The 22846-nt window shown below is 65.0% G+C and carries 19 protein-coding genes; 10 read left to right on the top strand and 9 right to left on the bottom strand.

Annotation, left to right across the window (positions count from 1 at the left end; all coding sequences use genetic code 11):
* Positions 1-55: 55 nt before the first annotated feature.
* A complete protein-coding gene (locus OU800_RS02310; RefSeq protein ID WP_268180865.1) occupies positions 56-451 on the top strand; it encodes a YkgJ family cysteine cluster protein in 396 nt (131 codons plus the stop codon).
* A 3-nt stretch (positions 452-454) separates the two neighbouring features.
* On the opposite strand, the gene OU800_RS02305 is transcribed toward OU800_RS02310, so the two are convergent.
* The 4 genes from OU800_RS02305 to choX all read right to left on the bottom strand — a co-directional run bounded on the left by OU800_RS02305 (position 455) and on the right by choX (position 4051).
* Positions 455-931 (bottom strand): thioesterase family protein, encoded by a 477-nt coding sequence (locus OU800_RS02305; protein WP_268180864.1) that lies wholly within the window; start codon positions 929-931, stop codon positions 455-457.
* Positions 932-1053: 122 nt separating this feature from the next.
* A complete protein-coding gene (locus tag OU800_RS02300) occupies positions 1054-2019 on the bottom strand; it encodes an L-carnitine dehydrogenase (RefSeq protein WP_268180863.1) in 966 nt (321 codons plus the stop codon).
* A gap of 118 nt (positions 2020-2137) precedes the next feature.
* Positions 2138-3022 carry a 3-keto-5-aminohexanoate cleavage protein gene (locus tag OU800_RS02295; RefSeq protein WP_268180862.1) on the bottom strand — a complete coding sequence of 295 codons (885 nt, stop codon included), beginning with the start codon at positions 3020-3022 and terminating at the stop codon, positions 2138-2140.
* 96 nt (positions 3023-3118) lie between these two features.
* Positions 3119-4051: a choline ABC transporter substrate-binding protein gene (choX, locus tag OU800_RS02290; RefSeq protein ID WP_268180861.1), complete on the bottom strand. Its 933-nt coding sequence runs from the start codon at positions 4049-4051 to the stop codon at positions 3119-3121.
* Positions 4052-4327: 276 nt separating this feature from the next.
* Between choX and OU800_RS02285 the strand changes: the two genes are divergently transcribed.
* Positions 4328-5278 carry a GlxA family transcriptional regulator gene (locus OU800_RS02285; RefSeq protein ID WP_268180860.1) on the top strand — a complete coding sequence of 317 codons (951 nt, stop codon included), beginning with the start codon at positions 4328-4330 and terminating at the stop codon, positions 5276-5278.
* Between the two features lie 34 nt (positions 5279-5312).
* On the opposite strand, the gene OU800_RS02280 is transcribed toward OU800_RS02285, so the two are convergent.
* Genes OU800_RS02280 through OU800_RS02265 form a run of 4 tightly spaced genes read right to left on the bottom strand, consistent with a single transcriptional unit; the run spans position 5313 to position 10439 of the window.
* The gene (locus OU800_RS02280; protein WP_268180859.1) at positions 5313-5534 is read right to left on the bottom strand and encodes a formate dehydrogenase subunit delta; all 222 of its coding nucleotides are present in this window, start codon (positions 5532-5534) and stop codon (positions 5313-5315) included.
* Positions 5531-8407, bottom strand: coding sequence for a formate dehydrogenase subunit alpha (fdhF, locus tag OU800_RS02275; protein WP_268180858.1), 2877 nt, complete (start codon positions 8405-8407; stop codon positions 5531-5533). The genes OU800_RS02280 and fdhF overlap by 4 nt, the downstream gene beginning before the upstream one ends.
* Complete coding sequence (locus tag OU800_RS02270) at positions 8404-9963, bottom strand: formate dehydrogenase beta subunit (RefSeq protein WP_268180857.1); 1560 nt, start codon at positions 9961-9963, stop codon at positions 8404-8406. Before OU800_RS02270 ends, fdhF begins: the two co-directional genes overlap by 4 nt.
* Entirely contained in the window at positions 9957-10439 is a 483-nt protein-coding gene (locus OU800_RS02265) for a formate dehydrogenase subunit gamma (RefSeq protein WP_268180856.1), read from the bottom strand. The genes OU800_RS02270 and OU800_RS02265 overlap by 7 nt, the downstream gene beginning before the upstream one ends.
* A 488-nt stretch (positions 10440-10927) precedes the next feature.
* On the opposite strand from OU800_RS02265, the gene OU800_RS02260 reads away from it, so the two are divergent.
* The 7 genes from OU800_RS02260 (at position 10928) to OU800_RS02230 (ending at position 19362) form a co-directional block, all read left to right on the top strand.
* Positions 10928-11905 carry a dipeptidase gene (locus OU800_RS02260; RefSeq protein WP_013713683.1) on the top strand — a complete coding sequence of 326 codons (978 nt, stop codon included), beginning with the start codon at positions 10928-10930 and terminating at the stop codon, positions 11903-11905.
* Between the two features lie 169 nt (positions 11906-12074).
* Positions 12075-12605: a 4-vinyl reductase gene (locus tag OU800_RS02255; protein WP_268180855.1), complete on the top strand. Its 531-nt coding sequence runs from the start codon at positions 12075-12077 to the stop codon at positions 12603-12605.
* A gap of 100 nt (positions 12606-12705) precedes the next feature.
* Positions 12706-14766 carry a dimethylglycine demethylation protein DgcA gene (dgcA, locus tag OU800_RS02250; RefSeq protein WP_268180854.1) on the top strand — a complete coding sequence of 687 codons (2061 nt, stop codon included), beginning with the start codon at positions 12706-12708 and terminating at the stop codon, positions 14764-14766.
* A 101-nt stretch (positions 14767-14867) separates the two neighbouring features.
* Positions 14868-16829 (top strand): dimethylglycine demethylation protein DgcB, encoded by a 1962-nt coding sequence (gene dgcB / locus OU800_RS02245; RefSeq protein ID WP_268180853.1) that lies wholly within the window; start codon positions 14868-14870, stop codon positions 16827-16829.
* A gap of 37 nt (positions 16830-16866) precedes the next feature.
* Complete coding sequence (etfA, locus tag OU800_RS02240; RefSeq protein WP_268180852.1) at positions 16867-18099, top strand: electron transfer flavoprotein subunit alpha; 1233 nt, start codon at positions 16867-16869, stop codon at positions 18097-18099.
* 74 nt (positions 18100-18173) lie between these two features.
* On the top strand, positions 18174-18947 hold the full coding sequence (etfB, locus tag OU800_RS02235) for an electron transfer flavoprotein subunit beta (RefSeq protein WP_268180851.1): 774 nt from the start codon (positions 18174-18176) through the stop codon (positions 18945-18947).
* Positions 18948-19110: 163 nt separating this feature from the next.
* Positions 19111-19362 carry a hypothetical protein gene (locus OU800_RS02230; protein WP_268180850.1) on the top strand — a complete coding sequence of 84 codons (252 nt, stop codon included), beginning with the start codon at positions 19111-19113 and terminating at the stop codon, positions 19360-19362.
* A gap of 157 nt (positions 19363-19519) precedes the next feature.
* Here OU800_RS02230 and OU800_RS02225 read toward each other — a convergent pair whose 3' ends face one another.
* The gene (locus tag OU800_RS02225) at positions 19520-20611 is read right to left on the bottom strand and encodes a GlxA family transcriptional regulator (RefSeq protein ID WP_268180848.1); all 1092 of its coding nucleotides are present in this window, start codon (positions 20609-20611) and stop codon (positions 19520-19522) included.
* A gap of 671 nt (positions 20612-21282) precedes the next feature.
* On the opposite strand from OU800_RS02225, the gene OU800_RS02220 reads away from it, so the two are divergent.
* A complete protein-coding gene (locus tag OU800_RS02220; protein ID WP_268180846.1) occupies positions 21283-22179 on the top strand; it encodes a glycine betaine ABC transporter substrate-binding protein in 897 nt (298 codons plus the stop codon).
* Positions 22180-22846: the final 667 nt, after the last annotated feature.

Genomic DNA, 22846 nt, shown 5'->3' with positions numbered 1-22846 from the left:
CCCGCTATCATCGCCGCCCCGTGATCGACGCGGCATAGACCGCCCCAAGCCCACCATGCTCAAGCCCCGCCTGATAGCCGCTGCAGAAATCGACCGCCTGGAGACCTGGGCCAAATACACGGCCGACATGTGCCATAGCTGCATCTCTAGCTGCTGCACCCTGCCGGTGGAAGTGCGCCTGAACGACCTGATCCGCCTGGAACTGGTGGACGAGTTCGAGCGTAGCGAACCGCCGAAGAACATCGCCAAGCGCCTGCAGAAGGATGGCATCGTCGAGCGCTTCAACCAGAAGTCGGGCATCTTCACCCTGACGCGCATGTCCAACAACGACTGCCTGTTCCTCGACCGCAAGACGCGCCTGTGCACCGTCTACGAGAAGCGCCCGGACACCTGCCGTCATCACCCCAAGGTTGGCCCACGGCCGGGGTACTGCGCCTACAAGCCAAAGTGAGGCTCAGCGCCGCAAGCCGATGACCCGCCCCACGCAGGCGGGTTGCGCCAACCCCTGATGCTCGCGGGCCAATTGCGCCACGCTAGCCGCTACCTGTTCATCGAATGGCGCGCCACGGCCGGCGGCGCTGTCGATGTTCATGAGCATCTGCTCACTTTCCGCCAGGCTGGCGTCTTCGCCCGGCCGATACAGGCCATGATGGATATGCAAACGCTTGGTGTCGTGCGCCAGCAATTGGGTGCGCACCTCGACCGGCTCGCCCTCCTTCACCTCCGCCAGGAAGTTGAGGTGGCACTCCAGGGTGTACAACGTGTGCCCGGTACGGGCTCGACCGGCCTCGTCCAGGCCCAGCGCATCCATCAGCGCATCGGTGGCATGGCTGAAGATCAGCAGGTAGAAGGCATCGCGCAGATGGCCGTTGTAGTCGACCCAGTCGATGGAGATGGTGGTTTGGTAGCTGGTCAGCGGCTTGGCTGGCATACAGGCGACTCCTGAAATGCCCCTCTCCCCCAGCCCCTCTCCCGCAAGCGGGAGAGGGGGGCGGTTCGGAGCCGTTGGATATCTCCGCGTAGGGTGCGCCGTGCGCACCGGGAGTGGCTCGGTTACTCGGCGAAGGCGAAACCATGCCTGGCCTTGGTCTGGCGGATCGCCTCCAGCACCGCCAGCAGGCAGTCGTCACGGTAGCGCTCCAGGGCATACAGGCTGCGCTCGCCCTGCTGCTCGGCCGTGCCTTCGACCACCGCGTCGATCAGTCCTTCGGTCAGCTCCGGTGCCTCTAGGTATGTCCAGGGCAGCTTCAGCGCGGGGCCGAACTGGGCCATGAAGTGGCGCATGCCGGCCGGGCCGCCGGCCAGGGTGTAGGTCAGGAAGCTGCCCATGAACGACCAGCGCAAGCCAGCGCCAAAGCGGATCGCATCGTCGATCTCACCGGTGGTGGCCACGCCGTCGTTGACCAGGTGCAGCGCCTCACGCCATAGCGCTTCGAGCAGGCGGTCGGCGATGAAACCCGGCACCTCCTTACGCACGTGCAGCGGGCGCATGCCCAGGCCCTCGTAGACCTGCATGGCCGCCTGCACCGCCTCGGGCGAAGTCTTCGCCCCGCCCACCACCTCCACCAGCGGCAACAGGTACACCGGGTTGAACGGATGGCCGACCACGCAGCGCTCGGGATGCGTGGCATCTGCGTAGAACTCGCTGGGCAGCAGGCCCGAGGTGCTGGAGCCGATCAGCACGTCCGGGCGTGCGGCGGCGCTGATCTTGGCGTGCAGCTCGCACTTGAGGTCGAGTCGCTCGGGGGCGCTCTCCTGAATGAAGTCGGCATCACGCACGCAGTCTTCGATGCTGCTGACGAAGCGCAGGCGCTCAAGCGAGGCGCCGGGCGCCAGCCCCTGTTCTTGCAGCGCCGGCCAGGCATTGGCCAGGCGCGTGCGCAGCGCCTGCTCGGCGCCGGGGGCCGGGTCCCAGGCGATGACGTCGAGGCCATGGGCCAGGGCGCGGGCGATCCAGCCGGCGCCGATCACGCCGGTGCCGAGGGCGGCGAAGGTCTTGATATCGGTAACGAAGCTCATCTCGGGTTCCTTGCTGACTATGGCCCGGAGGCAATCCGGGAGAATTTCACCTGCCAATCCCCGGATTTCATCCGGGCTACGGGAACGGGCCCTCTCCCATAAAGGGAAGAGAAAATCGCTAGCGACGCTTGAGCTTCATCTTTTCCCGCCCCTCGGCCGGGGTCAGGGCGCGGCCGCCGAGGCGTTCGATGATCTCGATGGCGCGCTCGACCAACTGGCCGTTGCTGGCGTGCACGCCGCGATCCAGCCAGATGTTGTCCTCCAGCCCGACCCGCACATGGCCGCCAAGCAGCATGGCCTGGGCCACCATGGGCATCTGCATGCGGCCGATACCGAAGCCGGCCCAGGTGATGCCCGGCGGCAGGTTGTCGGCCATGGCCTTCATGGTGGTGGTGTCGGCCGGTGCGCCCCAGGGAATACCCAGGCATAGCTGGATCAGCGGGTCGTCCAGCAGACCTTCCTTGATCATCTGTTTGGCGAACCACAGGTGACCGGTGTCGAAAATCTCCAGTTCGGCCTTCACCCCCAGCTCGGTGATGCGCTTGGCGCCAGCGCGCAGTTGCGCCGGGGTGGAGACGTAGATGAAGTCGCCGTCGCCGAAATTCAGCGTGCCGCAGTCCAGGGTGCAGATTTCCGGCAGCAGCTCCTCGACATGGGCCAGGCGGGTGAGCGGCCCGACCAGGTCGGTGCCGGCGCCGAACTCCAGCGGCTGCTCGCCGCGGCCGATTTCCAGATCGCCACCCATGCCGGCGGTGAGGTTGATGATCACGTCGGTGTCGCTCTCGCGAATGCGCTCGACCACTTCACGATACAGCGCCACGTCGCGGCTCGGCTTGCCGGTGTGCGGGTCACGCACGTGGCAGTGGGCAACGGTGGCCCCGGCCCTGGCCGCCTCGATGGCAGCAGCGGCGATTTCCTTGGGGGTGACCGGAATCGCCGGGTGCTTGCCAACGGTGTCGCCGGCGCCGGTCACCGCGCAGGTGACGATCACTTCGTAATTCATCTTCGACTTTCCTTTCCAGGGGCGAACGGGGGCCGACGGCGTGGCCGCAGACCTTGAATCGGGGGAGTCGGCGCCGGCTCGCCCGGCGCCCCGCTGTCAGTTGCCGGCGAGCAGCGCCGCGTTGGCCGGCTTGCCGTCGAAGGTGGTCACGCCATCGAGCCAGGCCTCGACCACCTGCGGGTTGGCCTTGATCCAGTCACGCGCCACCTGCGCGGGTGCCTTGCGCTCCATGATCGGCTGCATCAGCACGGCTTCCTGCTCGCTGGTGAAGCGCAGGCCGGTGAGCAGGCGGTTGGCGTTGGGGCAGCGCTGGGCATAGTCCGGCGCGGTGACGGTGGACACGGTGGCGGCACCATCGTTGGGGCCGAACACGTCCTCGGTGCCGGTCAGGTAGGTAATGGGCATCGACAGGTTCATCGGGTGCGGCTTCCAACCGAAGAACACCACCGGCTTCTGATTGCGCACGGCGCGGCCGACGGCGGCGAGCATGCCGGCCTCGCTGGACTCGACCAGCTTGAAGCCGCCAAGGCCGAACTGGTTGCTGTCGATCATCTTCTGGATCGCCGTATTGGCGCCGGAGCCGGCTTCGATGCCGTAGATCTTGCCACCCAGCTCGTCCTTGAACCTGGCGATGTCGGCCAGAGTCTTCAGGCCCTTGTCGGCGGTGTAGCTGGGCACCGCGAGCACCGCCACGGCATCGCTCAGCGACGGCTCGGCAGCGACCTTGACCGCACCGGCGTCGAGGAAGGGCTTGATGTTGTCGTCCATGATCGGCTTCCAGTAGCCGAGGAAGGCATCGACCTGGCCTTTCTGGATACCGGCGAAGATGATCTGCTGCGACGCCTGTGTCTGCTTGGTTTCATAGCCCAGGCCCTGCAGCAGGGCGCTGGCCACGGCGGTGGTGGCGACCACATCGGTCCAGCCGACGGCGCCGAGGCGAACTGTCTTGCAACTGGCGTCGTCGGCCAGCAGGGAGGTACTGAACAGGCTCAGGGTGCAGCACACGACCAACGTGGTAAGGCCTTTCATCTGGGTGCTCCTCATCGTGTCACAGCGGTTTTATTTCGTTCTTCTAGAGGCTCTTGAGAGCCCCCACCGTGCTCGGGGATTTTCGTCCCGCGATAAAAACACCTTACGCCTCGCCTCGACGCCTGATTCGCACTTTTTCGACCATTCGTTGACCTATACCGACTTTCTGCTTAGATGAAAGCCATGTCTCGGTATGCGTAGCCCGGATGCAATCCGGGAATCATGCTCCCGGATTGCATCCGGGCTACCCGCCCCCTGCAACGGTGTCGTATTTGTATGCCTCAGACCTTCTGCTTTCTGCTATTACCCGGCTTCTCGATGATGGGCCTGATGTCGGCCATCGAGCCGCTGCGCGTGGCCAACCGTTTTCGCGGTGAGCTGTATCGCTGGCGCCTGCTCAGCCAGGACGGCAACGCCGTGCAGGCCAGCAACGGCATGTCGCTCAATGTCGACGACAGGCTGCAACTGCCGGATGACACCTATGCGCTGTTCGTGATGGCCGGTTTCGAGCCGCTGGCGCACTACGACCACCACCTGGCGCATTGGCTGCAGCGGCGCGAGGCCGAGCTGGCCGTGCTCGGCGGTATCGATACCGGCAGCTTCGTGCTGGCTGAGGCCGGGCTGTTCCAGCACCAGCGCCTAACCCTGCACTGGGAGGCCATCGAGGCCTTTCGCGAGCGCTACCCGGCGCTGCTGGTCACCCAGGAGCTGTTCGAGATCGATGGCAAGCGCATCACCAGCGCCGGCGGCACCAGCAGCCTGGATCTGATGCTGGGGCTGATCGGCCAGGCGCACGGCGAATCACTGGCGGTGCAGGTGTCCGAGCAGTTCGTGGTCGGCCGCATCCGCACGCGCCTGGATCACCAGCGCATGCAGGTGGCCAGCCGCTACGACCTGCACAACAAGAAGCTGGTACGGGTGATCGGCGAGATGGAGCGCGAGTGCGAGCAACCGCTGTCCAGTGAGGCCCTGGCCAACAAGGTCGGCATCAGCCTGCGCCAACTGGAGCGGCTGTTCCGTCATCATCTGCATACCACACCATCGGCCTTCTACCTCGGCCTGCGCCTGGACAAGGCGCGCCAGTTGCTACGGCAGAGCGATCTGAGCGTGCTGGAGGTGAGCCTGGCCTGCGGCTTCGAGTCGTCGAGTTATTTCTCGCGCTGCTACAAGGCGCATTTCGACGTGACGCCGAGCGAGGACAGGCACGAACGCCTGCCCCACGGCTGAAAGAAGCGTGCCCAGAACCGGGCACGCACTGGTATCAGGCCGAGCGGCCCATCTCGGTAAGTGCCGACTGCACCAGAGGGTGCAGGTTCTCCCCCCGGCGCTCCAGTTGCCAGGCCATCAGCTCGATGCGCATCGCTGGCGTCCAGAAGCTCTGAATGTGCTGCTGAACGCCCTTGACCGCCTGTTCCTGGTCCGGCTCGGTGGCGAAGAACTGGGCGATCTGGTTGGCCATCTTGACCAGGTTTTCCGCACTCATCGACGCACCTCGGCTTTCTCTCGTTTACGGCGCTCGCTGAGCAGGCGCTGCTGCTCGTCGCTGAAGGCCTGGTAGCGTTTCTGCCATTCCGACGGCTGGTACACCCGCGTCACTTCCACCGCCGTGACCTTGTACTCGGGGCAGTTGGTCGCCCAGTCGGAGTTGTCGGTGGTGATCACGTTGGCACCGGACTCGGGGAAGTGGAAGGTGGTGTACACCACCCCCGGCGCCACCCGCTCGCTGACCTTGGCGCGCAGCACGGTCTGCCCGGAGCGGCTGCCCACGCCGACCCAATCACCGTCGGCGATGCCGCGGCTTTCGGCGTCGGTCGGGTGGATCTCCAGGCGATCCTCCTCGTGCCAGGCGACGTTATCGGTACGCCGTGTCTGCGCGCCGACGTTGTACTGGCTGAGGATGCGGCCGGTGGTGAGCAGCAGCGGGAAGCGGCTGTTGACCTTCTCCTCGGTCGGCACGTACCCAGTGAGCATGAAACGCCCCTTGCCACGCACGAACTCTTCGATGTGCATGGTCGGCGTGCCGTCCGGCGCCTCGTCGTTGCACGGCCACTGCAGGCTGCCGTGGCGATCCAGCTTGTCGTAGCTGACGCGGGTGAAGGTGGGCGTCAGGCTGGCGATCTCGTCCATGATCTGCGACGGGTGCTGGTAATCCATCTTGTAGCCCAGCGCTTCGGCCAGGGCGATGGTGGCTTCCCAGTCGGACTTGCCGGCCAGCGGCTCCATCACCTTGCGCACGCGTGAGATGCGCCGTTCGGCGTTGGTGAAGGTACCGTCCTTCTCGAGGAAGGAGCTGCCCGGCAGGAACACGTGGGCGAACTTGGCGGTTTCGTTGAGGAAGATGTCCTGCACCACCACGCATTCCATCGCCGACAGCGCAGCAGTGACGTGCTGGGTGTTGGGGTCGCTCTGGGCGATGTCCTCGCCCTGGCAGTACAGCGCCTTGAAGGTGCCGCCGAGCGCCGCCTCGAACATGTTGGGGATGCGCAGGCCCGGATCGGGCTGCAGGGTCACGCCCCAGGCCTGCTCGAACTGGGCACGTACCTCGTTGTTGGACACGTGACGGTAGCCCGGCAGCTCGTGCGGGAAGGAGCCCATGTCGCAGGAGCCCTGCACGTTGTTCTGTCCGCGCAGCGGGTTGACGCCCACACCTTCGCGGCCGATGTTGCCGGTGGCCATGGCCAGGTTGGCGATACCCATGACCGTGGTACTGCCCTGGCTGTGCTCGGTGACGCCCAGGCCGTAGTAGATGGCCGCGTTGCCACCGGTGGCGTAGAGGCGTGCTGCCTCGCGGATCAGTTGCGGGTCGACGCCGCAGATCGGCCCGAGCACTTCCGGCGAGTTCTCTGCCTGGCTGACGAAGGTACTCCAGCGGGCGAAATCCGCCGCCTCGCAGCGCTCGTCGACGAACGGCTGGTTGACCAGGCCCTCGGTGACGATGACATGGGCCAGGGCATTGAGCATGGCCACGTTGGTGCCCGGACGCAGTGCCAGGTGGTAGTCGGCACGGGCGTGCGGCGAATCCACCAGGTCGATGCGGCGCGGGTCGATGACGATCAGCCGCGCCCCCTGGCGCAGGCGGCGCTTGAGCTGGGAGCCGAATACCGGGTGGGCGTCGGTGGGGTTGGCACCCATCACCAGGATCACGTCGGCCTGCATCACCGAGTCGAAGCTCTGGGTTCCGGCGGACTCACCCAGGGTCTGCTTGAGGCCGTAGCCGGTCGGCGAGTGGCAGACGCGGGCGCAGGTGTCGACGTTGTTGTTGCCGAAGCCGGCACGCACCAGTTTCTGCACCAGGTAGACCTCTTCGTTGGTGCAACGGCTGGAGGTGATACCGCCGATGGAATCGCGCCCGTATTTGAGCTGGATACGACGGAACTCGCTGGCGGCGTAGGTCACCGCCTCGTCCCAGCTAACTTCCTGCCAGGGGTCGTGGATGCTCTTGCGGATCATCGGCTTGGTGATGCGATCCGGGTGGGTGGCATAGCCCCAAGCGAAGCGGCCCTTGACGCAGGAGTGGCCATGGTTGGCCTGGCCGTTCTTGTCCGGCACCATGCGCACCAGTTCATTGCCCTTCATCTCGGCACGGAACGAGCAGCCGACGCCACAGTAGGCGCAGGTGGTGATCACGCTGCGCTCGGGCTGGCCCTTCTCGACCACGCTCTTTTCCATCAGCGTGGCGGTCGGGCAGGCCTGCACGCAAGCACCGCAGGACACGCACTCGGAGCTGAGGAAGTCGTCGCCGCCGGCAGCCGCCACGCGCGACTCGAAGCCACGGCCTTCGATGGTCAGGGCGAAGGTGCCCTGGGTTTCCTCACAGGCGCGCACGCAGCGGTTGCAGACGATGCACTTGCTCGGGTCGTAGTCGAAGTAGGGGTTGGAGGTGTCCTTGGCTTCGCTCAGGTGGTTGGCGCCGTCGTAACCGTAACGCACCTCACGCAAACCGACCTGGCCAGCGACGGTCTGCAGTTCGCAGTTGCCGTTGGCCGAGCAGGTCAGGCAGTCCAGCGGGTGGTCGGAAATGTACAGTTCCATCACGTTGCGGCGCAGGGTCGCCAGCTTGGAGGTCTGGGTGCGCACCACCATGCCTTCGCTGACCGGCGTGGTGCAGGAGGCCGGGTAGCCGCGCATGCCGTCGATCTCCACCAGGCACATGCGGCAGGAGCCGAAGGCTTCCAGGCTGTCGGTGGCACAGAGCTTGGGAATGGTGGTGCCGAGCATGGCGGCGGCGCGCATCACCGAGGTGCCGGCTGGCACGCTGATGCTGCGCCCGTCGATGCTCAGGCTGACCTGCACCTCGCTCTCGCGGGCGGGGGTGCCGAAGTCGGTGTCAGTGGCGGGGTCGAAGTAGCTGATCATTGTTCTGCCTCCGAGGTCTTGAGCCCGAAGTCGCCAGGGAAGTGCTTGAGTGCACTGCTGACGGGGAAGGCGGTCATGCCGCCGAGTGCGCACAGCGAGCCATGGGTCAGGGTGTCGCAGAGATCCTTGAGGATGATCACCTGCTCGTCGCGCGCGGCGTCGTCGGTCGCCGCCAGCAGGCGGTCGACCACCTCGACGCCACGGGTCGAGCCGATGCGGCAGGGCGTGCACTTGCCACAGGATTCCTCGGCGCAGAACTCCAGGGCGAAGCGCGCCATCTGCGCCATGTCCAGGCTGTCGTCGGCCAGCACCACGCCGCCGTGGCCGAGCATCGCGCCCATGGCGGCGAAGGCTTCGTAGTCCAGCGGGGTGTCGAACTGCGTCGGCGGCACCCAGGCGCCCAGCGGGCCACCGACCTGCGCCGCCTTGATCGGCCGGCCGCTGGCGGTACCGCCGCCGTACTCTTCCACCAGCTCGCGCAGGGTCAGGCCGAAGGCGCGCTCCACCAGGCCGCCCTGGCGGATGTTGCCGGCCAGTTGGAAGGGCATGGTGCCCAGCGAGCGACCCATGCCGAAGTCGCGGTAGAACGCCGCGCCACGCGCCAGGATCACCGGCATCGAGGCCAGGGTGAGCACGTTGTGCACCAGCGTCGGCTGGCCGAACAGGCCTTGCAACGCCGGCAGCGGCGGCTTGGCGCGCACGGTGCCGCGCTTGCCTTCGAGCGATTCCAGCAGCGAGGTTTCCTCACCGCAGATGTAGGCGCCGGCACCGACCCGCACTTCCATGTCGAAGGCGCGGCCACTGCCGGCCACGTTGGTGCCGAGCCAGCCGGCCGCGCGGGCGACCTCGATGGCTTCGCGCAGCGCCTGCACGGCCTGCGGGTATTCGGAACGCACGTAGACGTAACCCATGGTGGCTTCGACCGCTAGGCCGGCGATCGCCATGCCCTCGATCAGCACGAAGGGGTCGCCTTCCATCAGCATGCGGTCGGCGAAGGTGCCGGAGTCGCCTTCGTCGGCGTTGCACACCACGTATTTCTGCGCGGCCTGGGCGCCGCGCACGGTGCGCCACTTGATGCCAGCCGGGAAGGCAGCGCCGCCACGGCCACGCAGGCCGGACTCCAGCACTTCGGCGACGATGGCGTCACCCTCCATGCCGATGGCGCGGGTCAGCCCCTCGAAGCCGCCAGTGGCGCGGTAATCGTCCAGCGCGGTGGGCCGAGTGATGCCAGCGCGGGCGAAGATCAGCCGCTGCTGGCTCTTGATGAAGGGCAGTTCCTCCACCAGGCCGACGGCGCTCGGATGCTGATTGCCACCACTTTGCAGCGCATCGAGCAGGCTACCGGCCTGGTCGGCGCTCAGCGGGCCGAAACCGAGACGGCCTTCGCCGCTGTCGACTTCCAGCAGGGGCTCCAGCCAGTACATGCCGCGCGAGCTGGTGCGTTGGATCTCGACTGCCAGTTGCCGACGTTCGGCCTCGTCACGCAGGGCGTCGGCCAGTTGATCGGCACCCACGGCGCGGGCGATGGAGTCGCAAGGTACATAGAGCTTCAGCATGGCGTTTTCTCCAGGCAGCCCTCGACCAGTTGCTGCAGGCGCTCGGGGGTTACCCGGGCATGCAGTTGGCCGTCCAGTTCCAGCGCCGGCGAGCAGGCGCAGGCGCCCAGGCAATAGACCGGGCGCAGGCTGATCTGGCCGTCCTCGCTGGTGCCGTGGTCATCCAGCCCGAGGTGCTCGCGCACCTGTGCGGCCAGTTGCTTGGCACCGCGACTCTGGCACGACTCGGCCAGACACAGGCGCAGGATGTGCTTGGCCGGCTCACTGGTGCGGAAGTCATGGTAGAAGCTGATCACCCCACGCACTTCGGCCTGGGTCAGGTTGAGGGCATGGGCGATTTCGGCGATGGCGACATCGGGTACGTAGCCGATGCCTTCCTGGATGGCATGCAGGACGGGCAGCAGGGCACCGGGGGTGTCCTTGTGTTCGTCCAGCACGCCTCGAATCAAAGGCAGGTGAAGCGTCTCATCAGGCATTACAGCGTTCCTCGGTCACAGGCCATGCGTGGCGTCATCGCAGCCTGGAGGTTTCGGCTGTGGCGATCCGGCTTGCCACGGCAGCAGCGCGATCACCAACTAGAAAGGCCAAAGCCGGGCGTCTGCGCGCACGTACCTGGGCATTAGCGGAGCTTGCCATTCCCGCGCCAGAGAAATTGCACTCCAGCGACGCCATGCATACTGAAACCGACGCCGCAGACGAACAGCGCCCCCTTCATTCTTTATAGACCCTTGCGCTTCGACTCACCGCCTCGGTGCCCCGCTTCGCCCAAATGACAGGCAGCCTGCGTACCCTGAGCGGGCACGAAAGCGACGTACCGAAGCCCACATGTCCATCCGCGACCGGCTTGACGTTTTCGGCAATCCCCCAGTCGTTTTTGCGCGATAGCGGCCAAATCCCCAGGGATATGCTCCCCCCAAAGCGCCGACAGCCGATTCGGCGCAGCAGAACCCAAGGGGACAGCCTGATGAGCCCAGCCGAATTGCACGCCGACAGCATCGTCATCGACGGTCTGATCATTGCCAAGTGGAACCGCGAACTCTTCGAGGACATGCGCAAAGGCGGCCTGACCGCCGCCAACTGCACCGTGTCCGTGTGGGAGGGTTTCCAGGCCACCGTCAACAGCATTGCTGCCAGCAGCAAGCTGATCCGCGAGAACAGCGACCTGGTGATGCCGGTACGTACCACCGCCGACATCCGCAAGGCCAAGGAGCTGGGCAAGACCGGCATCATCTATGGCTTCCAGAACGCCCACGCGTTCGAGGACCAGATCGGCTACGTCGAGGTGTTCAAGCAGCTCGGCGTGGGCATCGTGCAGATGTGCTACAACACCCAGAACCTGATCGGCACCGGCTGCTACGAGCGTGACGGCGGCCTGTCCGGCTTCGGCCGCGAGATCGTCGCCGAGATGAACCGCGTCGGCATCATGTGCGACCTGTCGCATGTCGGCTCGAAGACTTCCGAGGAAGTGATTCTCGAATCGAAGAAGCCGGTGACCTACTCCCACTGCCTGCCTTCCGGCCTGAAAGAGCACCCGCGCAACAAGTCCGACGAGGAGCTGAAGTTCATCGCCGACCACGGCGGCTTCGTCGGCGTGACCATGTTCGCCCCCTTCCTGGCCAAGGGCATCGACTCGACCATCGACGACTACGCCGAAGCCATCGAGTACGTGATGAACATCGTCGGTGAAGACGCCATCGGCATCGGTACCGACTTCACCCAGGGTCACGGCAAGGAATTCTTCGAGTACCTGACCCATGACAAGGGCTACGCCCGTCGCCTGACCAACTTCGGCAAGATCATCAACCCGCTGGGTATCCGTACCGTAGGCGAGTTCCCCAACCTCACCGAGACCCTGCTCAAACGCGGCCATTCCGAGCGCGTTGTACGCAAGATCATGGGCGAGAACTGGGTGCGCGTACTGGCCGACGTCTGGGGCGAGTAAGCCTTTTTAACAGCCCCTCTCCCCCGGCCCCTCTCCCATAAATGGGAGAGGGGAGCAAAGCGGCCGGCATGCATTTGAAGTCATGCATGCACGGACAGCCCCCTCTCCCGCTTGCGGGAGAGGGTTGGGGAGAGGGCAAAAAAACCAACGAATTCTGGAGTTTGCACACATGGCCACCCACGCCCCCGAAATGCCCATCCTGGTCGACGACGAAACCGGCGTATGGACCACCGACGCCCTGCCGATGCTCTACGTGCCACGGCATTTCTTCGTCAACAACCATATCGGCATCGAGGAAGTGCTCGGCGCCGAGAAATACGCCGAGATTCTCTACAAGGCTGGCTACAAGTCCGCCTGGCACTGGTGCGAGAAGGAAGCCGAGTGCCATGGCCTGTCCGGCGTGGCGGTGTTCGAGCACTACATGAAGCGTCTGTCGCAGCGCGGCTGGGGTCTGTTCAAGATCCAGTCCATCGACCTCGACGCCGGCACCTGCGAAGTGCGCCTGGATCACTCGGCCTTCGTCTACGTCTACGGCAAGTGCGGGCGTCCGGTCGACTACATGTTCACCGGCTGGTTCGCCGGCGCCATGGATCAGATTCTGCAGGCCCAGGGCAGCAGCATCCGCACCGTGGCCGAGCAGGTCTACGGTGCCTCGCAGGAAGGCCACGACCATGGCCTGTTCCGCGTCAAACCGCTGTAAACAATAAAAGGTATTCGCGAGGGCTTCAGCCGCGACCCAATCGCCACTGAAGCCCCTCTCGACAAAAGGCCCCAGGCCGCTTTTCCGTGAGGGTGCCGCAATGGCTTTCGAAGCAATGTTCCAGCCGATCCAGATCGGCAAACTGACCATCCGCAACCGCGTGCTCTCCACTGCGCACGCCGAGGTCTACGCCACCGACGGCGGCATGACCACCGAGCGCTACGTCAAGTATTACGAAGAGAAGGCCAAGGGCGGCATCGGCCTGGCCATCTGCGGCGGTTCGTCCGTGGTCGCCATCGACAGCCCGCAGGAATGGTGGAGTTCGGTCAACCTGTCCACCGACCGCATCATCCCGCACTTCCAGAATCTCGCTGACGCCATGCACAAGCACGGCGCCAAGATCATGATCCAGATTACCCACATGGGCCGCCGCTCGCGCTGGGACGGCTTCAACTGGCCGACCCTGATGTCGCCGTCGGGCATCCGCGAACCCGTGCACCGCGCCACCTGCAAGACCATCGAGGTGGAGGAAATCTGGCGCATCATCGGCAACTATGCCCAGGCTGCGCGCCGGGCCAAGGAAGGCGGTCTGGACGGCGTCGAGCTGTCCGCCGTGCACCAGCACCTGATCGACCAGTTCTGGTCACCGCGCGTGAACAAGCGTACCGACGAATGGGGCGGCACCTTCGAGGGCCGCATGAAGTTCGGCCTGGAAGTGCTCAAGGCCGTGCGCAAGGAAGTCGGCGACGACTTCTGCGTGGGCATGCGCATCACCGGTGACGAGTTCCACCCGGACGGCCTGTCCCACGAGGACATGAAGCAGATCGCCGCCTACTACGACGCCACCGGCATGCTCGACTTCATCGGTGTGGTGGGTTCGGGCTGCGACACCCACAACACCCTGGCCAACGTCATCCCCAACATGAGCTTCCCGCCGGAGCCCTTCCTGCACCTGGCGGCCGGCATCAAGGAAGTGGTCAAGGTACCGGTGCTGCACGCGCAGAACATCAAGGACCCGAACCAGGCCACCCGTATCCTCGAAGGCGGCTACGTGGACATGGTCGGCATGACCCGTGCCCACATGGCCGACCCGCACCTGATCGCCAAGATCAAGATGGGCCAGATCGACCAGATCAAGCAGTGCGTCGGCGCCAATTACTGCATCGACCGCCAGTACCAGGGCCTGGACGTGCTGTGCATCCAGAACGCCGCCACCAGCCGTGAATACATGGGCGTGCCGCACATCATCGAGAAAACCACCGGCGTCAAGCGCAAGGTGGTGATCGTCGGCGGTGGCCCTGCAGGTATGGAAGCGGCTCGCGTCGCCGCCGAACGTGGCCACGACGTGACCCTGTTCGAGAAGCAGGAGCAACTGGGCGGGCAGATCACCCTGGCCTCCAAGGCGCCGCAACGCGACCAGATCGCCGGTATCACCCGCTGGTACCAGCTAGAACTGGCGCGCCTGGGCGTCGACCTGCGCCTGGGCACCGCGGCCGATGAAGCCACCATCCTCGACCTCAAGCCCGGCATCGTGGTGCTGGCCAACGGGGGTCACTCCTTCATCGAGCAGAACGAGCACTGGGGCGCCGCCGAAGGTCTGGTGGTGAGCAGTTGGGACGTGCTGGCCGGCAAGGTGGCACCGGGCAAGAACGTGCTGGTGTACGACACCATCTGCGAATTCACCGGCATGTCGGTCGCCGACTTCCTCGCCGACAAGGGTTCTCAGGTGGAGATCGTCACCGACGACATCAAGCCGGGCGTGGCCATGGGCGGTACCACCTTCCCCACCTACTACCGCAGCCTGTACCCGAAAGAAGTGATCATGACCGGCGACCTGATGCTGGAGAAGGTCTACCGCGAAGGCGACAAGCTGGTCGCCGTGCTGGAGAACGAATACACCGGGGCCAAGGAAGAACGGGTGGTCGACCAGGTGGTGGTGGAGAACGGCGTGCGTCCTGACGAATCGCTGTACTACGCACTCAAGGACGGTTCGCGCAACAAGGGTCAGATCGACGTCGAGGCGCTGTTCGCGATCAAGCCGCAGCCCTGCCTCTCCGAGTCGGGCGACGGCTACCTGCTGTTCCGCATCGGTGACTGCGTGGCCCAGCGCAACACCCACGCGGCGATCTACGACGCCTTGCGCCTGTGCAAGGACTTTTAAGCAGCCGTAAGCCGCAAGCTGCAAGCTGCAAGCAGAGGCGCCCGTCGCTTTCAGCTTGAGGCTTGCAGCTTGAAGCTTGTAGCTGCCCCTCGGGGGCTCTCATGCTAAACACCATTCTGCCAATCCTGCTCTTCGCCGCCCTGGCCCTTGCGGTCATTGGCGCGGCCAAGCGCTTCTTCATGTGGCGTCGCGGTCGTCCTGCCAAGGTCGACTGGATAGGCGGCCTGCTGAAGATGCCGCGCCGCTATCTGGTGGATCTGCACCATGTGGTCGAGCGCGACAAGTACATGTCCAAGACCCACGTGGCCACCGCCGGCGGTTTCGTCCTGGCGGCCGTGCTGGCCATCGTCGTGCACGGTTTCGGCCTGCATAACCGCATCCTCGGTTTCGCCTTGCTGGCGGCCACCGTGCTGATGTTCGTCGGCGCCCTGTTCGTCGCCAAGCGCCGCCTCGACCCGCCATCGCGCCTGTCGAAAGGCCCGTGGATGCGCCTGCCGAAAAGCCTGCTGATGTTCGCCGCCAGCTTCTTCATCGCCACCTTGCCGGTGGCCGGGATTCTGCCGGTTGGTTTCGGTGGCTGGGTGCTCGCGGCGATTCTCGCCGTTGGTGTGGCCTGGGGTGTGTCCGAGCTGTTCTTCGGCATGACCTGGGACGGGCCGATGAAGCACGCCTTCGCCGGCGCCCTGCACCTGGCCTGGCACCGCCGCGCCGAACGCTTCGGCGGTGGCCGCTCGACTGGCCTGAAAGCGCTGGATCTGGATGACCCGAAAGCCCCGCTGGGCGTGGAAAAACCCACCGACTTCACCTGGAACCAGTTGCTCGGCTTCGACGCCTGCGTGCAGTGCGGCAAGTGCGAGGCCATGTGCCCCGCCTTCGCCGCCGGCCAGCCGCTGAACCCGAAGAAGCTGATCCAGGACATGGTCATCGGCCTGGCCGGTGGCAATGACGCCAAGTTCGCCGGCAGCCCCTACCCGGGCAAACCGCTGGGCGAACACAGCGGCGGCCCGCATCAGCCGATCGTCGACCTGAACGGCAAGGCCCTGGTGGATGCCGAGACCCTGTGGTCGTGCACCACCTGCCGCGCCTGCGTCGAGGAGTGCCCGATGATGATCGAGCACGTCGATGCCATCGTCGATATGCGCCGTCACCTCACCCTGGAAAAGGGCGCCACCCCGAACAAGGGTGCCGAGGTGCTGGACAACCTGATCGCCACCGACAACCCGGGCGGCTTCAACCCCGGCGGTCGCCTGAACTGGGCCGCCGACCTGAACCTGCCGTTGCTGGCCGACAAGGGCGAAACCGATGTGCTGTTCTGGGTCGGCGACGGCGCCTTCGACATGCGCAACCAGCGCACTCTGCGTGCCTTCGTGAAGATCCTCAAGGCTGCTGACGTCGACTTCGCCGTACTCGGCCTAGAAGAGCGCGACAGCGGCGACGTGGCTCGCCGTCTGGGTGACGAAGCGACCTTCCAGCACCTGGCCAAGCGCAATATCGCCACCCTGGCCAAGTACCGCTTCAAGCGCATCGTCAGCTGCGACCCGCACAGCTTCCATGTGCTGAAGAACGAGTACGGCGCCCTCGGCGGCCACTATCAGGTGCTGCACCACAGCACCTTCATCGACGAGCTGGTGCGCAAGGGTTCGCTGAATCTCGGCCAGAGCAAGGCCGCCAGCGTGACCTATCACGACCCCTGCTACCTCGGCCGTTACAACGGCGAGTACGAGGCGCCCCGCGCCGTGCTCAAGGCCATCGGCATCGAGGTCAAGGAGATGGAACGTTCGGGCTTCCGTTCGCGCTGCTGTGGCGGCGGTGGCGGCGCACCGATCACCGACATCCCCGGCAAGCAGCGGATTCCCGACATGCGCATGGTGGACATCAAGGAAACCGGCGCCGAGGTGGTGGCCGTAGGCTGCCCGCAGTGCACCGCGATGCTCGAAGGCGTGGTCGCACCGCGCCCGGAAATCAAGGACATCGCCGAGCTGGTGGCCGAGGTGCTGATCGAAGCCACCGAGGTGCCAGCCAAGCGCCCGGCCACCAAGCGCGAACTGGCGGAGGTGCAGTGATGAAACGACGCTCCCAGTCCATTCAGGAGGCCCAGGCATGAGCGATATCATCCGCCGCGACCCTCGTGCCGAGTGGATCGCCCGCAACCGTCTGCACCCGCTGCACGCGGCCATGCAGAGCCAGAACCAGACCAGCTGGATGGGGCCCAACGGCATCATCCGCAAGAACCCACACGCCATCGCCGCCGGCTTCGTCGGCCCGGCCGGGCTCAAGCGCATCGACCGCAGTGGCGCCCAGCAAGGCACCGGCGGCAAGCGCAGCAGTGCCAGCACCGAGGTGCAATTGCCGCTGCACGTGGTCGAGCAACCAGCCTTCCACGTCTGCGTGGTGCCGGACATGGTTGGCGGACGCCTGTCCAGCCATGACAAGGATCTGCTCGGCCTGGCCCGCAACCTGGCCGGCGCCAGCGGTGCCGTGGTGGCCGTGGTGTTCGGCGAGGACAAGGAAAGCGCCTTCGACACGGCAGGCGTCGACCGCCTGCTACGTATCAGCGGCGAAGCCTTCGACGGCTACGCCCCGGAAACCCGCGTGCTGGCCTTGAGCGCCGTGGAAAGCCAACTGGCACCGCGCCACTGGCTGCTGCCCGACAGCCGCACCGGTGGCGGCGAACTGGGCCGGCGCCTGGCCGCCAAGCTTGGCGAACGCCCGGCCACGCGCGTCTGGCAGGTGGCCGGCGAGCAGGCCATCGGCCGTGCCGGCAGTGGCCAGCAGGACATCCAGCGTGCCCTGCCGCGGCTGATTCTCGCCGCAGTCGAGTGCGCCGAGCCGGTCAGCGAGACACGTCACGAAGTACGGCCACTGGAATTGGAGGCGAAAGTCGCCCACAGCCTGCCGCGCATCGAGGATCTCGGCCCGGTGGCCGTGGATCCGGCCCAGATTCCCATGGCCGAGGCCGAGTTCATCCTCTCCGGCGGCAACGGTGTGAAGGACTGGAACCTGTTCCACCAGGCCGCCGTCGCCCTCGGCGCCACCGAAGGCGCCTCGCGCGTGGCGGTGGACGATGGCTTCATGCCGCGTGATCGCCAGGTTGGCGCCACCGGCACCTGGGTCACCGCCCGCGTCTACCTGGCCGTCGGCATTTCCGGCGCCATCCAGCACCTGCAAGGCATCGGTGCCTGCGACAAGGTGGTGGCGGTGAACATGGATCCCGGCTGCGACATGATCAAACGCGCCGACCTCTCGGTGATCGGCGACTCGGCGGCCATCCTTGCGGCCCTGATGGAGCGTGTCGCCGCCTGGCGCCAGGAGGGCAAGCGTGAAGCGGCCTGAACCCTGCACGGCGCGGCTGCACCGCGCCCTCCTCAACACCCACTCCCGGATTGCATCCGGGCTACGGGGGAGCCATGACTGATCTGAATATCGTTGCCCTGATCTCGGTCGGCGCCCACCCGACCTCGGGCCGTCCGCGTCGTGCCGAACAGGACGCCCGCGCCGTGGAGCTGGGCCTGCGCCTGAGCGGGCAGAACCTGCAACTGCTGCACGCCGGCGACCCGCAGGCCGAAGCCCTGCGTGGCTACCTGGGCATGGGCCTGGATCAGCTCGACGTACTGGAACAACCCGAAGGGGCCGACGCCCTGCCACTGCTGGTGGACTACCTGCAGGGCAGTCGCACCCAGTTGGTGCTCACCGGCAGCCAGGCGGAAACCGGCGAAGGCTCCGGCATGTTGCCGTTCCTCCTGGCCGAACGCCTGGGCTGGCCCATGGTGGTCGGCCTGGCCGAGGTGGAAAAGGTGGAAAACGGCGTGGCCCAGGTGCTGCAAGCCCTGCCACGTGGTCAGCGGCGCCGCCTCAAGGTACGCCTGCCGTGCGTCGCCAGTGTCGACAACGCCGCCCCTGTCGCCCGCCAGAGCGCCTTCGGCCCGGCCCGCCGCGGGCAGATCGAAGCGCACGAGGTAACCGTGGTGGACGACCCGCTGCTGGCCGAGGCCAGCCTGCAACCGGCCAAACCACGGCCCAAGCGCCTCAAGGTGATCAAGGCCAAGACCGGCGCTGAGCGTATGAAAGCCGCCACGGCCAAGGCCAGTGGCGGCGGCGGCAAGGTGCTCAAGGACGTCTCGCCGCAGGAAGGCGCGGAGGCCATCTTCAAGTTGCTGGTCGAAGAAGGCGTGCTGCGCTAACAGATGCCAGGAAGACAGCCAGTCCTGACAGGCTAGAACAGGGGTTCGCTCGAAGCCAAGGCTTCGAGCCGACCACCGAGCGAACGAAACGCGTAATATCCTGGATACCCTGTCGACTCGCCTGGGTTTTCAAACGCTTGCCTTGTCATAAGGAGCCACGACCATGATGCATGCCGACCTGATCGACCAGGAAGACTTCCGCGAGCGCCTGGTGGCGCTGGGCCTTAGCATTCCTCCGGGCACCTCGCCGGAGCAGGCCTGCGAACTCGCCGTCAGCGGCCTCAGCGCCGAACGCGCCATGGCCCTGCGCCAGTTGGTGGAAGAACTGCTCGGCGGCAGCGCCACCTTGCTGCCCAACGTGCGCGAGGCCATCAGCCGTCATCTGCTGCCAGCGCTGGTGCCCAAGCCTGCCTGAGCGATAGTGTTCTCGGTGCGCGCAGCACACCCTACGAGCCTGAGCAGAGCCGGTGACTCCGATCTCGTTACCCCGGATTGTATCCGGGCTACAAGCTGGGTTTCACCTCAAAAGCAAACGGGGCGCCACTGGCGCCCCGTTTTCATTGCGGCTCGACTCAGATCCGCACACTGGCAAAGGTCGACTCGCCCTGGGCACGGCTGAGCGCCAGCACGGCGCTGGAGTTGACCTGATGCTCGGGAATCGGCAGCAGCATCACCAGATTGTTGCCCTGCTGCCCGGCACGCTCGTCGCGTGGCGGAATGCCGAAGTATTCGCGGTAGCACTTGGAGAAGTGCGGCGTGGAGACGAAGCCACACACCGAAGCCACTTCGATGATCGACATGCTGGTCTGCTTGAGCAGTTGGCGCGCACGGATCAAGCGCAGCTTGAGGTAGTAGCGCGACGGCGAGCAGTGCAGGTACTTCTGGAACAAGCGCTCGAGCTGGCGCCGGGAGATGTCGACGAAGCAGGCCAGCTCGTCGAGGTCGATCGGCTCTTCGAGGTTGGCCTCCATCAGCGCGACGATCTCCTGCAGCTTCGGCTGGTTGCTGCCAAGCATGTGCTTGAGCGGCACGCGTTGGTGATCCTGCTCGTTGCGGATGCGCTCGTAGATGAACATCTCGGAGATGCCGGCGGCCAGTTCGCGGCCATGCTGCTGGCCGATCAGATGCAGCATCATGTCCATCGGCGCAGTGCCGCCGGACGAGGTGTTGCGATTGCGGTCGATGGAGAACAGACGGGTGGTGATGGCCGCACGCGGGAAGGCTTCCTGCATCGAGGCCAGACACTCCCAGTGCACGCTGCAGTCGTAACCGTCGAGCAGACCGGCCTTGGCCAGCGCCCAGCTACCGGTGCACACTGCGCCCAGTTGACGGCCTTGACGCGCCTGCAACTGCAGCCAGCTGACATGCTCACGCTTGACCGCATGCTGGATGTCCACGCCGCCACAGACGATCACCGCATCCAGCGCCGGCGCGTTGCTCATGGCGGCATCCGGAGTGATCTGCAGACCGTCGCTGGCCACCACCGGCTGGCCATCGTGGGTGAGGGTATGCCAGCGATACAGCTCCTTGCCGGAAAGCTGGTTGGCCATGCGCAGGGGTTCTACCGCCGAGGCGAGCGAGATCAGAGTGAAATTGTCCAGCAGCAGAAAGCCGACGGATTGCACACGGTTTTGGGGCTGCGCCCCTTGGCTGAACTGCGACATCGGTGTAGCCCTCACGCTAAGCACGGTATCGACCCGCCAGGGGCGGGTCGTTGTTTTGTTATGGCGCTGATTCTAGACCAGCTAGTCATGACTAACAGGCAAAGCTCGTGCCTAAATTGATCATGCCTTCAATAAAAAATCAGAGTCGCGCCACTCGGGCTTTCCAAGGCGTCGAAAAGACGCCTGCCACGGACATGCAATGGCCCATTTCAGAGAGCCTTGTGCATTTCGGTAGCACTGCCAAAGGTATCCCCTGCATGGGCACTCAGGGGCAGTAACGGATGAGCGGTAACAGATGGTGTTACACACTGCGCGCAGGCGCATTCGTCACGCACCAAAAACTGGCGGAAAAAGCTCCACTCGCCCCAGTAAGACTCAACTGCGCGAGCGTTCTGCCATCACTGCAAGGCCCGGTCTAGACAGCCTGAGCTGCGCTGCGGCGGATCGACCATCAAGCCACGACAGGCTCCCGAGCCCAAGCCGCCCGGCATCCCTGCCAGACGACGCCAAACCAGCCGAACTGCACCCGCTTCGATCGATTACTCCACGCAAGCGATACAGAACGTCTGTCCTGGATATGTGGAGGTCGTTTTTCGCCCGACAGACGGCCCATCAATTGCTTTGCAGTCAGCCTTCGACTCACGTCCTCTCGAACCAGGCAGGAGTGCTCCATGCAAAGATTCGCTCATTGGTTGTTCGCGTTTGCTCTGCTGTATGTCGCTCACCTGCAGGCCGCCGAAGCCGAGCGCTGCGAACTGATCACCTTCGCCGATGTCGGCTGGACCGATATCACCATGACCACCGCCGTCGCCCGCCTGGTGCTCAACGACCTGGGCTATCGCACCAGGGTGAAGCGCATGCTCCTTCCGCAGACCTACCAGGCGCTTTCGGACGGCCAGATCGATGTATTTCTCGGTAACTGGATGCCGGCACAGGCGCAGCTGATAGAACCCCACCTGCAAAGCGGTCGCATCGAAAAGCTGCACACCAATCTGCCAACCGTTCGCTACACCCTCGCCGTACTGGAACCGGCCTACAACGCCGGCCTGCATGATTTCGCCGACATCCAGCGCTTCAAGGACGAGTTGAGCGGGCAGATCTTCGGCATCGAACCCGGTAACGAGGGCAACCAGATGGTCAAGAATATGATCCGCGACAACGTCTTCGGCCTGGGTGGTTTCACCCTGGTGGAAAGCAGCGAGAAAGGCATGCTCAACCATGTCGAACGCGCCCAGCAGCTAGGCAAATCGGCCGTGTTCCTCGGCTGGGAGCCGCACCCGATGAACGACCGCCTGCGCATGTTCTACCTTTCCGGTGGTGACCAGTATTTCGGCCCTAACTACGGGGCCGCTCAGGTCAACACCGTGGCGCGTGGCGGTTTCAGCAGCGAATGCCCGAACCTGGCCCGCTTGTTTCGCAACATGACCTTCACCATCGCGGCGGAAAATCAGTTGATGAGCGGCGTGTTGGAGGGCAATACCAACCGCCGCCGGGTGGCCAAGGAGTGGCTGGAGAACAATCCCGCGATGGTCAGCACTTGGCTCGAAGGCGTGCAGCGACGGCCCTGATGAATGACATTGCAAGACGGCAAACACGCTCCCAAGTGCGAACGAAGGCCGCCTTTGCTGAGCCCGTTTTTCACTGGGGCCGTGTCAGCGGGCACCTGAACTCGCCACCCTGACAATGCACTGGAGGCAGAACTTTTCCGGGGCGAGATGACCTTCTTCGGCGTGTCACTGTCAATTTTTTTCAACACAAGCGCAGCCCCCATGAGACGGCGCCTGCAGCCCCACTAGCGGCCTCCGAACCGCGCCGCACGGGGCTTCCAGGCTTGACCTGGGGGTAAAAAAATCTGTTAAGGTTTTTAAGGTGTTCATCAGAACCACTCATTCGGTCTCAGGTACAAGAGGCATCCGGCGTCCTGGAGCGGTCGCCTGCCGACGGCTCCTCAGCGGCGAAAAGGCAGATACGCAGTGAACAGCGTCATGTCGTCGCCCACTACGTCAGAGTCGTAATTCGATAATTGCGCAGCCTCCAAGGCTATATCGTTGAGTCAGCCGACTACGTCACTGCCGACTCCCGAAGAGGAGCAGCAGACCAGGGCCCACTACCCTGGACCGAAGAATACAAGCGCTGGCCCAGCACCCATGCGGCGCCAGCCCAACAAGAAATTTCGGATGTACGCATGCTTCAGGAAGAAGCGTGAAACCCCAAGGGACTGGATTTCGAAACACT

The sequence above is a fragment of the Pseudomonas sp. GOM7 genome (assembly GCF_026723825.1).
GTDB lineage: Bacteria > Pseudomonadota > Gammaproteobacteria > Pseudomonadales > Pseudomonadaceae > Aquipseudomonas.
The sequence above is the reverse complement of the archived record's forward strand: the minus strand, read 5'-3'. Positions and strand labels throughout refer to the sequence as shown.